The organism is Vibrio sp. 1288 (assembly GCF_033344475.1).
On the sequence record NZ_JAWPOX010000002.1, the window covers coordinates 103,617 to 118,355 of the forward strand.

The following is a 14,739-nucleotide window of genomic DNA, read 5'->3' on the forward strand; positions in this document are numbered from 1 at the left end:
CGTATTATCTTCTTCGTTCTTACTTTATCTGAATTCTTATGGGTTTGTTGACTAAACGACATCACACGCCACATAAGCGGGCAAAATGGCTACTGGCGATTATTGGCTGGGTGGTCGTTGTGTGTCTGATGCAAAATTCAGGCTTTGCATCGTCATGCTCTATGAAATATGAGACGGAATCGCCCGCGGTTTCACTTACTGATGAGCGTTCGAGCGTCAAGTCGATTGATACTAAAGAAACCAGCAAGTGCGAATTGTCTGAAAAGTTAATTCAGTTTTCTCAACATCAACTCGATGTATTTATTGTTGTTCTGTTTGTGGGTCTTTTTGCTTCGGCAATTTGGTTGTGCAGTGCCTATATTGGTGCGCAACATTGGACGGAACCGATAGGCCGTAAGTATCGAGTCCATCTGACTTTCTGTGTGTTCCGAGAATAAAAGCGTGCTTTCTGACCACTAGCGTCAGTTATTTAGCACCTTTGTCTTTTAACTAGGAATCACTATGAATCAAATTACTAAACTGACTCAGTTTGCGTCCATGTTTTTTATGACGCTTGCTTTGAGTTTGCTCTCTCTGAGTATTTCAGCTCAAACTACTGATACAGGTTGGCTAACCAACCCACAACATCCTCCAGTGCAAACGCGCTTTGTGCTCACTGGTCAACAAGATCCGCAAGCCAAAACAATTACTGGTTATCTGGACGTCAAGTTGGCTGGGGACTGGAAAACTTACTGGCGTTCACCTGGTGAGGGCGGCGTAGCACCATCTATTGATTGGCAAAATTCACAAAATTTATCCAAAGTGGATTGGCAATGGCCGCACCCACAAAAATTCGAACTATTAGGTATCGAGACTCTTGGGTATAAAGGCGACACTTTGTTCCCCATGACGCTGCACGTCGAAGACATGTCCAAACCTGTCACGATTGATGCGGTACTGACACTTTCTTCTTGTACGACGATTTGTGTGCTGACCGACTATCAAATTCAATTGACGTTCTTGCCTTCTGATCTAAAAGTCGATGAAGACGTGATGTTCAGTTACGCTCAAGCAGTGAGTAACGTGCCGCAGCCATCGCCGTTTATTGATGTTACTCAGGCGAGTTGGGATGCGAACCAATCGAAACTACAAATCAAGCTACAGAACAGTCAGGGTTGGCAACAACCACAAGTGCTGGTGGATGGTGTCGATGAAGCAACGCGAGACTATAGCTTCAAGCTTGAAGGAATGCATCCAGAAGGAAACATCGTCACCGCGAGCTATATCGTTGATACTTGGCTGGGCGATGTGGAGTTAGATGGTCAGTCGCTGTTTGTGACCATCAAAGACACCAATTTACTAGCAGAAGAAACCACTCAAGCAACTGCTGAGGCAATAGTTGAACCGCTGCCGAGCACGTCTCTAACGAGTGTTTTTCTGTTCGCGTTGCTCGGCGGTTTAATTCTTAACATTATGCCTTGCGTTCTTCCGGTTTTGGGGATGAAGCTAAGTAGTATTGTTGCCGCTCAAGGTATCGAGCGTCGTCAAATTCGCGCTCAGTTTGTTGCCTCCTCACTTGGTATATTAACGTCGTTCTGGATTCTCGCTGGTTTTATTTTGGTGCTCAAGCTAACAGGTAATGCCATTGGTTGGGGCGTGCAATTTCAAAGCCCTTGGTTCTTAGGTTTGATGGTGTTGGTCACCAGTTTGTTTGGGGCCAATATGCTAGGGCTGTTTGAAATCCGTCTATCATCGGGTACCAATACATGGCTGGCCTCGAAAGGTGATAACTCCCTAGTTGGCCACTATGTTCAAGGTATGTTTGCCACATTGCTTGCGACGCCTTGCTCCGCGCCTTTTCTAGGAACGGCCGTGGCGTTTGCTTTGGGTGCCGATGTGGTTACGCTGTTTGCTATTTTCACCGCCTTAGCGTTGGGGATGGCGTTGCCTTGGATTATGGTGGCAATTTTCCCAAGTATTGCGCTTAAATTGCCGAAGCCGGGTCAGTGGATGAACGTGGTCAAAAACGTATTTGGTGTGATGATGTTGGCCACCAGCGTTTGGCTACTGTCTTTGATGGCCAATCACCTCCCAGTGTTTTGGGTCATTTTCGCCGGTTTAGTCGCGTTTATTGTTCTGATGATTCGCGTTAAACGCGTTCATGGCGATAAAGCACTCGTGCTATCCGGCTTTGCATCGCTTATCTTAATTGCTGGCGGGCTGCTACTTGGTAGTATCACTGCCGACCAATGGGCGACACCGCTTCCTGAGGACTTAGCGTGGCAGAAGCTTTCTAACTCGGCGATAGAACAGCACGTCAATAATGGGCGAGTGGTGTTTGTGGATGTCACTGCGGATTGGTGTGTCACGTGTAAAGCGAACAAGATCGGCGTGATCTGGCAAGATCCTGTCTACTCATTGCTGCAAAGCCCTAATGTGGCGACGTTAAAAGGGGATTGGACACATCCGGACGGCTCGGTAACGGACTTTTTACGAGCTCATGGGCGTTACGGTGTGCCGTTTAACATCGTCTATGGCCCGGCGGCGCCACAAGGTATCCCGTTACCTGTTATTCTGACTGATGATGTTGTTTTAAGCGCGGTGAAACAAGCGAGTGGGGGAACCATTCAATGAGTTCGACAAAGCAGCGTAGAACATTCCGATATTGGCTCGTTCAAATCGTACAGATGGTGCTTATTGTCACCGCGATTTCTATCGCGATGGATTGGTATCGCACCAAAGATATTCCTAAACAGGAGGCTCCACCATTGAGCTCCGTATTGAGCGATGGTGAATACTTCGATGCAATCGCGCAAAGTTATGAACAACCTGTCGTTGTTTATTTTTGGGCTACTTGGTGTCCCGCTTGTAAATTTGTAAGCCCAAGCGTGAGTTGGCTGAGTGATGACTACACCGTAGTTGGCGTTTCTGGATCGTCGGGACCGAATGAGCGTGTGGCGCAGTTTATGAGGGCAAAAGAATATCGTTTCGAAAACATAAACGATCCTTCAAGCGATATTATGCGTGAATGGAAAATTAGCGTGACCCCAACCATTTATGTTTTAAGAAATGGTGAAATTTCCTCCGTCACAACTGGCGTTACTACTCCGATAGGAATATTAGCGAGAATTTGGTTAGCTCGATAACGTAATAAAAATCCGATATTCAAAATATTGAGTATCGGATTTTTTCTTTTTATTTTCTTGCTCTAACGGGAATAATAATGTGTGCGTATGGCATACCATTCCACATCACGTATGGGCCATCATAACTTGAACCGATGGGTAGATAGTCGAGCAACACTTGGTCTAGGGTAATAATCATCATGTGTGGTCCTTCCACAATCCATTGGTTATCGTCCGTTATTCCTTCTGAAAATGGGTCGGTGTTATTGGCGCCGCCATCACCCGCTAACATGCCAAAAAGTACAATTAACTGAAATGAAATTAGTTAAATAGTCAGATTAATAAATTAAAGCTCAATTTAATAAAAATTAAAGTTTGATAAATTTAATTATAGAGTGCCTTTAAAAAGGAAGTGTTATTTAAATTTAAAATAGTAATTGATAGTTTTACTATGTTAATTTAAGTGTTCATTTATAAACATTTTTTCGTCTATTAATACGCATGGTTTAAAACATCTTGGCTGTCCTGCTTTGAAGTGTGACCAAAAGGTGATAAATAGGTGTTTTTAGTGATATGAGCTGAGTTTATTTGTAATCTATATTTTCAACACCTAATTCCCCTCGTATGGCTAATCGTATAAAACAACATTTTATCTTTATTGTTGTCACGCTAAAGCGTACTTTCTTAATTATATGATTAGTTATAAAGGTAACGAGAATGGGATTAAAAATCCGTGGCTCTGTTGGTATAAATGGCACTAATTCGAAAAATGATGTTAAAGCAGTTCAACAATTTTTAAATGATAACCAAAAGAGAATAGGTTTTACCCGACTGTTGGTTGTTGATGGCTCGTTAGGGCGGAGTCCTCATTTGTCGAAAACAGTAGAGGCAATAAAAGTGTGTCAGCGTAAGCTACTTTATATGGTAAAGCCAGATGGTCGGATCGATGTAAATGGTAGAACTCATCGTAAGCTCAATGGATTACCATCCTATAGTTCAGTGAAAAATGATCCTCATGATGCTCAAAAACTAGTAACCAAAGTGCCTTGGATGAAAACAGCGTTGGGAGAAATTGGACAAAAAGAAGTTTCAGGCACTAAGGCCAATCCAAGGATTTTAGAGTATTTTACAGCATCTAAGTTCTGGGGCACTGATGACTCTGGAGGTCAAAATGCTTGGTGTGGTTCGTTTGCCGCTTGGGTTTTTAAACAACACGGAATCACTCCAGTAAAAGAAGCTTATCGAGCAAAGGAGTGGAAGGGTTTTGGTAAAAACATCTCAGAACCTATACATGGAGCTCTAGGGATTAAATCGAGAAAAGGTGGTGGGCATGTTGCTTTTGTCGTGGGAAAGAGCCCTGATGGTAGGCATTTGTACATGTTAGGAGGAAACCAAAGCAACCAAGTCAATATAGCAAAGTACTCTATTGATGTCTGGGACAAGTTCGTAGTACCGAGTAACTACGATGAAACAAAAGGTACTTTACCTGTATATACAAAAGGCTCTGCCTTAGCAGGAACGGAAAGTTAAACATGAATAAATTTATAAGTTTGCTAGGCTGTGTGAGCTTATCAGCTTGTGCTTCACAGGGAGTGTACTCTCAGAATGAGGTACTCAAAGATGCGATATTTCAAACGCCCTATTCTGCAGTGGTGAAAATTACAGGTTTTGAAAAGTTTGCTGAACACGAGGAAGATGTTCTCTTTAAAGTTCAAGCAGAAGTGATTCAGAAACTTCGTGGAGACGTTGGGTCTGAGATTACTTTCAGTATGTATGGCGAGCTAGGAGATGAGCCCAATATACACAATGATCCTGTCATTCTCACACTATGTCGTGATAAAGATACATATTATTGGCCTGGAACGGGGGCTGAGTTTGGGGCTAATCAAGAGAACATATTAAACGCTCAAGAAACAGCTGCTCACTTGGATACAGAACAGCGCCATTTTGCACATTGTTCAGAATGAAAAGGGTGGCGGTTGAAACGAGCGGTTACAGAGCATGTTAGTCGCCATCGTAGACAGCGTCTTTGCTGAATGATTCGTCGAGATTTTTTAGTCTTTGATTGTCAGAGGCGACTGACAAAACCATACCAACTGTGACAACCATACCGCTATTAAAGCAGGATATTATTCCTTCAACTTTGTGTTTTAGGAGTAGTCATTAGACTACCCAATAATTGTTGGAATAAATAATGACGAAACGTTGGCTTGTCTCCGCTGTGAGCATTGCGCTGCTCGGCGGTGGTACGTATTTCTATCTCCAATCTGCCGCTCAACCAGAATTGCTGCCTACATTGATTGTGGAAAAAGGCACGATTGAAAAACAAGCGGTGGCTGTTGGTAAAATTGTCCCTGCACACTCCGTGTCTATCAAGTCACAAATCGACGGTATCGTCGGTGAAATTTACGCGAAAGTTGGTGAAAAGGTGAAGCAAGGCCAGCCGCTGATCAAAGTGCGTCCAAACCCAACCCCCCAAGCATTAACGGATGCATCGGCAGAACTCATGCGTAGTGAAGCCGATCTGGAATCCGCCAAACAAAAACTGTCCAACTTAGAAAGCTTGGTCAAGCAGGACATTATTCCAAGTAACTACGACGAATACGTAAGTGCGCGCTCGGCAGTCAAATCTGCGCAAGCGGACGTATTGCAAAAGCGCCAGAATCTCGAACTCATCCGCAGTGGTGAGGCGTCTATCGGCGATGCGCGTTTAACGTCGACGATCTACGCGCCAATTGATGGCACAGTACTCAACCAGAAAGTAGAGGTCGGAGAGCCGATCATCTCGACTCAATCAAGCCAAGCCGCGACTGAAATGATGTCATTGGCCGACATGAACAGTCTGATTTTTAAAGGTAGCGTCAGTGAGCATGATGCTGCGCAGTTGTCTCCGGGAATGCCCGTTATGTTGACGGTTGCGCCTTATCCTGATGTGGCGATTTCTGGTGTGCTAACCAAAGTGGCGATTCAATCTGAGAACCTTAACTCACCAGAAGGCAACGCTTCGGCAAAAAGTTTTGATAACGGTTTTGAGGTTGAAGTGGGAGAACTCAAGATCCCACAAGATGTGTTGCTTCGTTCTGGTTTTTCATCGACGGCTCAAATCATTCTGAAGAAGTCTGAAAACGTGCTCACTCTACCGGAGCGCGCTCTGCAATTTGATGGTGACGCACCGAATGTTCTGATCCCCGATAGCTCAGAACAAGGGTTTCATAAACAACCTGTGAAACTCGGTCTGTCAGATGGCATCAATGTCGAAGTGCTTGACGGCGTGGAGCTTGATGAAGAGGTTATCGACAACAGTATGATGGGAGCGGCGCATGGTTAAGCTGCAACGATCAACAATCGCCTTTGCATTGTTGGCTGCCACACTCAGTTTGCCGACCTACGCAATTTCTATTGAACAAGCTTGGCAACAAGCAAAGCAGAACGATCCTAATTACGAAAAAGCGAAAATCGGCGTCCAGCTTGGCGAGGTTGGCGTACAGAGTAGCCGCAGTGCGTTATTGCCGGGTTTAAGTGCCAGTGCGTCAGCGGATTGGAATGAGTCCTCAAGCCATTCGAACAGTTACGGCGCTACCTTATCTCAAACTATTTGGGATAGCAGTTTGTGGTCGGAACTGGATCAAGCGAATGCCAATTATCTCAAAGCACAGTTAGAGCTATCTCAATCACATAACGAGCTTGCGCAGAAGTTGCTCACCGCTTACCTAGATGTGGCAAGCGCACAGGGCGACCTCAAATTGGCGCAGTCCAAGCTGGAGGAGGGGAAAGAACTTCTCAACATCATCGAGAAACGCTATCGAGCAGGCAAAGTGAAGTCGGTTGATGTCGAAGAGATGAGAGCGAATCAAGTCTCTGAGCAAGCAAGTATCCTCAATGCAAAAGCCGATCTCGAAGTGAAAAAAGCAGAGCTTGCGGCGTTAATCAATCAAATGCCGGAGAGTGTCGACCAAATTCGAACGGATTCTTTGATTCAGCCGCCGATGCTGGTGGACTCTCAGGAGCAATGGCTAAAGCTGGCTAAAGACAGCAGTCCAGAGCTGTTGGTGGCGGCGCAGATGGTGAAAGCGAGCGAGTTCGCGAAAGATTCAGCTAAAGGTGGATACTACCCAACCGTCAAAGGCAGTGTGGGCTACAGCGATGGTGACAATCGTTCAAACGGCGAGTTTAACGCTGGGATTAGTTTGAGTTTGCCGATTGACCTCAATGGTGCAGTGCGAGCGAAAGTGGACGAAGCATCGTTGAACATTTTAAGCGCCAAGCAAGATATGCGTAGAGTGGAAATTGATATTCAGAAACGAGTTATTCAGCAGTTTACGCAGGTCGATATCAACTGGAATCAAGTTTTGATAGCGAACGAGCTAGTTGAGTCGCGCGCCAGAGTGTTGCAAAGCAAAGAGAAACTTTACGACGCTGGCCTGCTTGAAGTGTCGGAAGTTATCAGTGCACACAACAGCTTGTTTGAGGCGAAAAACAGTCTGCAAACCAACTTGTACAGCTATTGGCGTAAGAGAATCGGCTTACTGCAAACCGCAGGGAAACTCGATGACGATACCATGGCGTTGATCTCTCGGGCTTTTCATTCATGAGCAGCCTGTTGCAGCAAACTTGGCAAACGTTGATGGCACACCGCATGAAGAGCGTGCTAGCCATTATCGCGATTGCTTGGGGCGTGATCTCTGTGGTGGTGTTAATCGCACTTGGCGAAGGCTTTTATCGCCATCAGACCCAGTCGTTTTCATTTATGATCAACAATGTGCAAGTGGTGTTTCCGTCGAGTACCAGTAAACCGTGGCAAGGGTTACCTTCAAGACGACAAATTGATATTCCACAAGAAAAAGTCGACATGATCAAACAGTCGGGCTTCGTGCAACAGGCGTCGAGCGTTTACGCCAAATGGGATGCGAATATCACCAATCTCAAAGGACAGAATTTATCGAGTACGGTCAGCGGTATTGATACGTCTTACTTTCCTTTAATGCAACGCAAGCTGCAATCCGGTTCGAGAAACCTGTCACCAAGTGATATGGACAACCACACTCGCGTGGCAGTGTTAGGCGATCAAATTGCGCAAATGGGCGGAATCCAAATCGGGGATAGGCTCAAAGTCAACGGCATTCCGTTTTTGGTGATTGGGATAACCGTTGGTGAGGACACTGGCATTTCATTCGGCGATAGCCGCACGGTTTTCATTCCTCAAACAACGTACCGCGATTTGTGGGATGCGAAACCTTGGATGGTATTGATGAAGCCGAGAGAAGGGATGGATGCATCGTCATTTCGACAAAATATCGTGAACTTTTTCGCCAAGCAGTTTCATTTTGACCCAAGTGATAAAGATGCGGTCGAACTACCCGATTTTAGTGAAGGTGCGGCGGTCATCAGTGGAATTTTGCGTGGCATTCAGATTTTTCTCGGAGCGAGCGGCGCGATGACCATGGCGGTCGGTGCGCTTGGTGTTGCCAACATCATGTTTTTATCCGTCACGGAGCGCACGCGTGAAATCGGTGTGCGTTTGGCGATCGGGGCGACTCAAAAATCCATACTCAGTCAGTTTATTCTTGAAGGGCTTATATTGGTAGCCGTGGGCACGGCATTAGGTCTGATGTTTTCGTATGCAGTGGTATCTGTCCTAAGCAGCATGGCATTACCGGAATGGATTGGTTTACCTGTGATCACGCCAGATTCCATTGCTTGGTCTTTACTTGTGACGCTTATCTTGGCATTGATGGCGTCGTATTTCCCAGCAAGGCGAGCATCGCGTCTCACGCCAGTCATTGCTTTGAGTGCGAGGGCCTAGTCATGTTGTTACCGATGAGACAAATTTTCCAAGAAATGGCTGCAGAAAAGCTGAGATTGGGTTTGACCATTCTGGCTGTAGCGTGGGCGACCCTCTGTATCGCTGCTATGTTGGCGGTAGGTGAGGGCATTCGTCAGGGTGTATTGAAAACCGCACAAAATGGTAACGGCAACTTGATTTATTTGACCGGAGGGATGGCCACCGTCGACCACGGTGCTTTTCACCAAGGTAAATTTCTGACATTAAAAATGGACGATTCAGAGGTCGTTCGAGCGTTACCCGATGTAAAAAGTGTTGCGCCAACTGCGAAGTGGAAAGAGCGCATCACCGTTGGTGATAGAAACTCGTGGCAAGAGCCGTTAGCGGTCACGAGCGAGTTTCAATCCATGACCAATTTGGTGCCGATGGCGGGGGGGCGATGGTTAAATCCACTCGATCAAAAAGAGACGCGCAAAGTCGTTGTACTGGGTTATGAACTGGCAGCCGACTTATTCAACCCGAATGAGGACTTTAGTTGGTTTGCGACAGTCACATTGCAAGTCAACCCTGTGGGGAAAAAGGTAAAAATCGGCAATGAGCAGTTCACCGTTGTGGGCGTATTGGAGAAAAACAGCGCCCAAATAGAACTGGGGGATCTTATCAACTATTCCAGCTTTGTGCCGTTAGCGACGTGGAAGCGATTTCATGTCAACGGTGAAATTGGTGGCATCAATGTGCAACCACAAGCCGATGTAGACCGAGAAGCCTTAGCAAAGACGATCAGGCAAGTGATTGCCCGTAAACACGGGGCAAGTGTCAGTGATGAACAGATCGTCCAAGTCGATGATATGTTCCTTAAGCAAAAGAGTATGCAGCAGTTTCTGATAGGTTTGCAGAGTTTCCTTGGCATTATCGGCTTCGTGACGTTAGCTGTTGCTGGTGTTGGCATCGCCAATGTGATGTATGCCACCGTAAAGCGATCTACGCGTGATATCGGTGTGCGCATGGCAGTCGGTGCAACCCCAACGGCTATTCGCATGCACTATTTAGTACAGTCTTTATTGACAATGATGATGGGGGGGGCGTTTGGGTTAGCCGTGACGTACGCGCTGGTGTCTGCCATCAGTTCCATTCCTTTAGAGGGCAATGCTTTTTATGAACAACTGGGTAAACCTGTCCCTGAGTTGTCGTGGGTCGTTGTCGCGATTGTCATCCTCACCTTAGTGATCATTGGTGTGGCATCTGCATGGTTACCTGCAAACCGAGCCGCAAAAGTCAGCCCGTTGGAGGCGCTACAAAGTGAATAACAACAATAACTCTGGAAAGAACATGTCGAACAAGCCGCTTGTTGAGCTGACCAACATCTGTAAATACTACTCAAGCGGGGAGGCGGAAGTTCGCGCGCTAGACGGCGTTGACTTAACCATTAATCAAGGCGAGTTTCTTTCGATTCTTGGCCCGTCCGGTTCAGGCAAATCAACGTTGATGAACATGCTCGGCTGTTTAGATAAGCCCACCGATGGCAAGTACCAACTTGGCGGCCAAAACGTCGCAAGTTTAAGTGCGAATGAGCTGGCTGGCATTCGTAACCAAAAGATCGGATTTGTCTTCCAAAGCTTTAACTTATTGGAATACGCGACGGCGCTTGATAACGTGGCACTGCCGTTGGTTTACTCTGGTATCAAAGCCAAAGAACGTCGCCAGCGCGCAGCTAAATTGCTAGAGCAAGTCGGGCTAGGGGATCGTTTAGACCATAAACCAAACCAGCTTTCTGGTGGTCAAAAACAGAGGGTCGCGATTGCAAGAGCCTTGGTCAACGATCCGCAAATCATCTTAGCAGATGAACCAACGGGTGCATTGGATTCAAAATCCGGCGCAGAGATTGAAGCCTTGTTCAACCAACTCCACGCCGAAGGTAGAACGCTGATCATCGTGACGCACGATAACGCTCTGGCAGAGCGCACTAAACGCATCATCACCATCAAAGACGGCAAGGTGATTTCGGATAGGGTGCCGGTAAGTAGGGAGAAATGAGCTTTTCTTAATTGAGAACTGAGTTTTAAGGGAAATAGCGATACAGAGGCTATCTCCCTTTACTTTTATTCGCGATGTTCGTTTTGTCTCTCTTTTATCAAGTCATGCTTTTTTTCTTTAAGTAGAGTGATTGCGAGCTTAGTGTCCTCAATCAATTTACTGTTATCGTTGAGATCTTTGCTCTTCAAAGGCAAAACTAGATAATGAATGCTGCCATCTGCATTCTGTACTCCGGTAGCGATGATGACATCACCTTCAGACGCCGTACCAAAATACTCTGATACGACTTTGGTTTCGCTGACACCGTAGCTATCCAAATAGGATGACTCCGTATTGTCAAACAAGATAGGAACCCCTTGCTTAGCTAATGTTCGCAATTGTTTTTGCTTTTTCTCGTCGAATGGATAGTCGTTCGTACTGATGTAACTTACCTGTTCAGCTTCAATAAAATCGTACAGTTCATTGCTCAGTTCATTTAATGGGGCAGATATCCAAGGTGTAGCTGGAATGACGTCGGAAGTATCATCATTGCGACTTAGTGGTGTTGGAGCGGTAACAACCTCTTGAGCAGCATCGCTCTCAGGAGGCGTTACACTTATTGTCGCAGCGTCTTCTGTCTTGATTTGCTCATCAAGGCTTGCAACAGGTTCGGTCTGGGCATTCTTGTTATTTGAATTAATTAGAAACATGGCGAGTACTGCACCAAGTGCTAGCGCCGATCCAGTCAAGAGTTTTTTGTTACTTGTCATGTGTCATGTCTTACCGTTTATTTCATTAGTAAATATAGCGGCCACTTATTTATTCCGTGGCCGCAGGCTAATAAGTTAGTGGTAGAGATCGTCATTCCAAGAGATAGTTACGGCTCGGCTAGTCTCTGTCCATTGACTGCTATCACGATTTTTCTTCCAGGTATTTTCTGGTGTGGTATACCAGCTACACCAGTCGCGACCAAAGTAGTAATTGGTTTTTCGCCAACCAGCAACCAGCTTGACCTCTGATGTATCTAGGCCATCTTGAATGTCATTTTTTCTATATACGACGCCGACTTGTGGTTTAAAATCTGAACGCATAACGACAGGTAACTCATTGTAATCTATCAAATTACCCATGTCACAACTGGTCCAACGATACAATAACCAGTCTTTAGCTGGCGTATTATGGCGGATAGTCTTGTTTTCAATTAACCAATTAATGCTTTCGTTAGCTTGGTTAAAATCGGCGACCGTTTGAAACTCGGGCTGGTCGTACGTTACACGGTTGCTCCAGGAGATTCCCCCACTAATATTTGGAGAAGTAGAAGCACTGAATCCAAGGTTAAAATCTAGAGACTCACTGACAGATGCCGTTGCAATGGTGTTTTCTGGAGCATGGCTCATGTGGCGTAAAGGGGCGCCATTTAAATAGCTCAGTGCCAGCTTAAAAGCCGTTGGAACGGTGTAACGGTAATCTCCCCCAGTAGCAAAACCATAGATTTGTTCTTTGTTTGGAACATTAGTCATGTCGAAGCCAGAACCGCCATTTAGGATCAACTTGGCTTCTTTAGCGCCATTTGGTAGCAAAGATTGGTTCCAGACATTTTCTAAAGAATAAATTAAGCGGATTTTTTTCGAGCGTGCATCACCATCATCAAGCTGAAGCAATGTCGAAGTGTAAGATTTCAATGTATCTTCAGCATGTGCTGGTGCTAAAGAACCAAGTAAAGCGAGTTCGATAATACTCGCGGAAAGATGCTGTTTTTCCATTATTTTTTCCTATTAGTCAGCCCATAAAGACTTTTGTTTTAAACCATCTTGATGGGCACTTTATAATTATGGACAGGTTATAAATTCAAGCTCAATAAATGAGCGGTGAAATAGTGCATCTTGTTTTTTATTAAAAAAAGAAAAAGGATAGATTCGTGGGATTAATGTCTCATAGTTTTTAAATTCACCACTCAACTATAATAAATAAGAATTTGGTTATTAAGTCTTGTCTTTTTAAGTTATTGCTTAATTTTAATTTTCTAATGTTGTGTTGAGATTTTCTATTGATAAAAGTGAATTTTATAAATGTTAGCCATGTTATTTTTAGGGTTTTTGTTATACCAAATTAAGTAAAGTATCGTTATGTGGTTATCTCGGGTTTATGGGCTTAATTCAAATTAAAACAGTGGTTTATGTTTTTTTGTTATTATTTTTTTAGAGCTTAATGTAATAGTTTAGTGATAAAGTCCGTCAATGAAGTTGCCATGTTCGTGTATGAAGTTATATGTGCTTTTACAGCAGGAAATTAAACTTTACGTTTAAGATGGTAAAGATAGAAAAAGAAATAAATAAGATTATTAAATAATCATGTTTCGAGAATATAAAATGTAACGTACTTCTAATTAAACGAATGCTTGAATAAACGATGGAGTGTGAAAAGTGCTATTTAAGTTACGCTGCCCTATATTCCAGTAGGTGCCTTGTTCATACAATGCGTTTTCTCGGCTTAAACTGGTTTACGTACTGCTAATCTCTTAACCGTTTCTTAATTACACATATTGGCAATATGCTCGCCAAGTTACGTGTATTGGTGTCAATGAAAAACAGTATCTACGATAGCTCTCTCAGGGTTGGAACTGCCACTATGAATTTCCTTCATGTTCAATGTGAAACAATACCAATATTACTCAACTCGTGAAGCAAGTATAAAAAAAGGACTGCTCTGGTGTTAGGCACTGCGACGGTCGTTTTTTGTACGAACCGTTCGTCGTAAGTGCTGTGCAACCTAACGATTGGGAAAACCAAAAAACAAAAAATGTCCCCATGCACAGAGTTAGGAAAAGTCTGCTTTATCTAAGGAAATAGGATACCAACTCACGATGAATAACGATTTCACATTTGCTATCAAAAGCATTCGCTTTGATGAGAATTACCAACCATCAGACAACACGCGAATCACTACCAACTTTGCTAATCTGGCTCGCGGAAACTACCGCCGAGAGAATCTGCGCAATGCGCTCCGAATGATCGATAATCGTTTTAATGCGTTGGCATATTGGGATAACGCGCAAGGTGACCGCTACTCAGTTGAACTTGAAATCATCTCTGTTGATATGGATATCCAAGGTAGTGGAGAAGCATTCCCATCGATTGAAGTGCTCAAAACTAACATTGTTGACCACAACACTAACGAGCGTATCGAAGGCATTGTGGGCAACAACTTCTCTTCATACGTGCGTGATTACGACTTTAGCGTTTTGCTGTTGGACCACAACAAAAACCAGCCACAGTTCAGTATCCCAGCGAACTTCGGTGATTTGCATGGCAAACTGTTCAAAGCTTTCGTTAATTCTGAGTCTTACAAACAGCATTTCAAAAAGCTGCCAGTGATTTGTCTGAGCGTATCGGACAACAAAGTATACCGACGCACCGAAAATCAACATCCTGTTTTGGGCTTTGAATATCAGCCGAACGAATCTTCGTTGACGGAGCAGTACTTCAAAAAGATGGGCTTACAGGTGCGCTACTTTATGCCACCAAACAGTGTCGCACCATTGGCATTCTATTTCTTCGGTGACTTGCTGAACGACTACTCAAACCTAGAGCTTATCAGCACGATAAGCACGATGGAGACATTCCAGAAGATTTACCGACCTGAGATTTACAATGCCAACGCGGTTGCCGGTAATTGCTACCAGCCAAACCTAAAAAACCTAGACCACTCGCTAACTCAAATCGTTTACGACCGAGAAGAGCGCAGCCAACTGGCGATTGAACAAGGGAAATTTGCCGAGGAGCATTTCATCAAACCTTATCAATCTGTGCTTGAACAATGGTCTGCAAACTACGCGTAATC

14 protein-coding genes are annotated in these 14,739 nt (G+C 44.6%); 11 read left to right on the plus strand and 3 right to left on the minus strand.

What is annotated here, in order from left to right:
• Nucleotides 1-38 precede the first annotated feature (38 nt).
• The 3 genes from R8O11_RS02040 (at nt 39) to R8O11_RS02050 (ending at nt 3,125) form a co-directional block, all read left to right on the plus strand.
• Entirely contained in the window at nt 39-437 is a 399-nt protein-coding gene (locus R8O11_RS02040) for a hypothetical protein (protein ID WP_318193872.1), read from the plus strand.
• A gap of 64 nt (nt 438-501) precedes the next feature.
• Complete coding sequence (locus tag R8O11_RS02045; RefSeq protein WP_318193873.1) at nt 502-2,613, plus strand: protein-disulfide reductase DsbD family protein; 2,112 nt, start codon at nt 502-504, stop codon at nt 2,611-2,613.
• Nucleotides 2,610-3,125, plus strand: a complete 516-nt coding sequence (locus tag R8O11_RS02050; protein WP_033905715.1) for a protein disulfide oxidoreductase — start codon at nt 2,610-2,612, stop codon at nt 3,123-3,125. The genes R8O11_RS02045 and R8O11_RS02050 overlap by 4 nt, the downstream gene beginning before the upstream one ends.
• Before the next feature lie 49 nt (nt 3,126-3,174).
• On the opposite strand, the gene R8O11_RS02055 is transcribed toward R8O11_RS02050, so the two are convergent.
• On the minus strand, nt 3,175-3,396 hold the full coding sequence (locus R8O11_RS02055; RefSeq protein WP_033905714.1) for a hypothetical protein: 222 nt from the start codon (nt 3,394-3,396) through the stop codon (nt 3,175-3,177).
• Nucleotides 3,397-3,821: 425 nt separating this feature from the next.
• On the opposite strand from R8O11_RS02055, the gene R8O11_RS02060 reads away from it, so the two are divergent.
• The 7 genes from R8O11_RS02060 to R8O11_RS02090 all read left to right on the plus strand — a co-directional run bounded on the left by R8O11_RS02060 (nt 3,822) and on the right by R8O11_RS02090 (nt 10,920).
• A complete protein-coding gene (locus tag R8O11_RS02060) occupies nt 3,822-4,634 on the plus strand; it encodes a TIGR02594 family protein (protein ID WP_017821644.1) in 813 nt (270 codons plus the stop codon).
• A gap of 2 nt (nt 4,635-4,636) precedes the next feature.
• A complete protein-coding gene (locus R8O11_RS02065; RefSeq protein WP_318193874.1) occupies nt 4,637-5,071 on the plus strand; it encodes a hypothetical protein in 435 nt (144 codons plus the stop codon).
• A 227-nt stretch (nt 5,072-5,298) separates the two neighbouring features.
• On the plus strand, nt 5,299-6,432 hold the full coding sequence (locus R8O11_RS02070; RefSeq protein WP_005376722.1) for an efflux RND transporter periplasmic adaptor subunit: 1,134 nt from the start codon (nt 5,299-5,301) through the stop codon (nt 6,430-6,432).
• On the plus strand, nt 6,425-7,696 hold the full coding sequence (locus R8O11_RS02075; protein ID WP_017448389.1) for a TolC family protein: 1,272 nt from the start codon (nt 6,425-6,427) through the stop codon (nt 7,694-7,696). Before R8O11_RS02070 ends, R8O11_RS02075 begins: the two co-directional genes overlap by 8 nt.
• Nucleotides 7,693-8,907, plus strand: coding sequence for an ABC transporter permease (locus R8O11_RS02080; protein ID WP_033905710.1), 1,215 nt, complete (start codon nt 7,693-7,695; stop codon nt 8,905-8,907). Before R8O11_RS02075 ends, R8O11_RS02080 begins: the two co-directional genes overlap by 4 nt.
• 2 nt (nt 8,908-8,909) lie before the next feature.
• On the plus strand, nt 8,910-10,193 hold the full coding sequence (locus R8O11_RS02085) for an ABC transporter permease (RefSeq protein WP_033905708.1): 1,284 nt from the start codon (nt 8,910-8,912) through the stop codon (nt 10,191-10,193).
• 22 nt (nt 10,194-10,215) lie between these two features.
• Complete coding sequence (locus R8O11_RS02090; RefSeq protein WP_025767247.1) at nt 10,216-10,920, plus strand: ABC transporter ATP-binding protein; 705 nt, start codon at nt 10,216-10,218, stop codon at nt 10,918-10,920.
• Nucleotides 10,921-10,985: 65 nt separating this feature from the next.
• Here R8O11_RS02090 and R8O11_RS02095 read toward each other — a convergent pair whose 3' ends face one another.
• A complete protein-coding gene (locus R8O11_RS02095) occupies nt 10,986-11,669 on the minus strand; it encodes a hypothetical protein (protein ID WP_033905706.1) in 684 nt (227 codons plus the stop codon).
• A gap of 75 nt (nt 11,670-11,744) precedes the next feature.
• Complete coding sequence (locus R8O11_RS02100) at nt 11,745-12,662, minus strand: leukocidin family pore-forming toxin (protein WP_318193875.1); 918 nt, start codon at nt 12,660-12,662, stop codon at nt 11,745-11,747.
• A 1,100-nt stretch (nt 12,663-13,762) separates the two neighbouring features.
• Here R8O11_RS02100 and R8O11_RS02105 point away from each other — a divergent pair.
• Nucleotides 13,763-14,737, plus strand: coding sequence for a DUF1852 domain-containing protein (locus R8O11_RS02105; protein ID WP_017636059.1), 975 nt, complete (start codon nt 13,763-13,765; stop codon nt 14,735-14,737).
• Nucleotides 14,738-14,739 lie beyond the last annotated feature (2 nt).

Bases quoted from the DNA above. Each gene is read 5' to 3' on its own strand.
- R8O11_RS02040 (WP_318193872.1), top strand. From the start codon at position 39: ATGGGTTTGTTGACTAAACGACATCACACGCCACATAAGCGGGCAAAA.
- R8O11_RS02045 (WP_318193873.1), top strand. From the start codon at position 502: ATGAATCAAATTACTAAACTGACTCAGTTTGCGTCCATGTTTTTTATG.
- R8O11_RS02050 (WP_033905715.1), top strand. From the start codon at position 2,610: ATGAGTTCGACAAAGCAGCGTAGAACATTCCGATATTGGCTCGTTCAA.
- R8O11_RS02055 (WP_033905714.1), bottom strand. From the start codon at position 3,396: ATGTTAGCGGGTGATGGCGGCGCCAATAACACCGACCCATTTTCAGAA.
- R8O11_RS02060 (WP_017821644.1), top strand. From the start codon at position 3,822: ATGGGATTAAAAATCCGTGGCTCTGTTGGTATAAATGGCACTAATTCG.
- R8O11_RS02065 (WP_318193874.1), top strand. From the start codon at position 4,637: ATGAATAAATTTATAAGTTTGCTAGGCTGTGTGAGCTTATCAGCTTGT.
- R8O11_RS02070 (WP_005376722.1), top strand. From the start codon at position 5,299: ATGACGAAACGTTGGCTTGTCTCCGCTGTGAGCATTGCGCTGCTCGGC.
- R8O11_RS02075 (WP_017448389.1), top strand. From the start codon at position 6,425: ATGGTTAAGCTGCAACGATCAACAATCGCCTTTGCATTGTTGGCTGCC.
- R8O11_RS02080 (WP_033905710.1), top strand. From the start codon at position 7,693: ATGAGCAGCCTGTTGCAGCAAACTTGGCAAACGTTGATGGCACACCGC.
- R8O11_RS02085 (WP_033905708.1), top strand. From the start codon at position 8,910: ATGTTGTTACCGATGAGACAAATTTTCCAAGAAATGGCTGCAGAAAAG.
- R8O11_RS02090 (WP_025767247.1), top strand. From the start codon at position 10,216: ATGTCGAACAAGCCGCTTGTTGAGCTGACCAACATCTGTAAATACTAC.
- R8O11_RS02095 (WP_033905706.1), bottom strand. From the start codon at position 11,669: ATGACAAGTAACAAAAAACTCTTGACTGGATCGGCGCTAGCACTTGGT.
- R8O11_RS02100 (WP_318193875.1), bottom strand. From the start codon at position 12,662: ATGGAAAAACAGCATCTTTCCGCGAGTATTATCGAACTCGCTTTACTT.
- R8O11_RS02105 (WP_017636059.1), top strand. From the start codon at position 13,763: ATGAATAACGATTTCACATTTGCTATCAAAAGCATTCGCTTTGATGAG.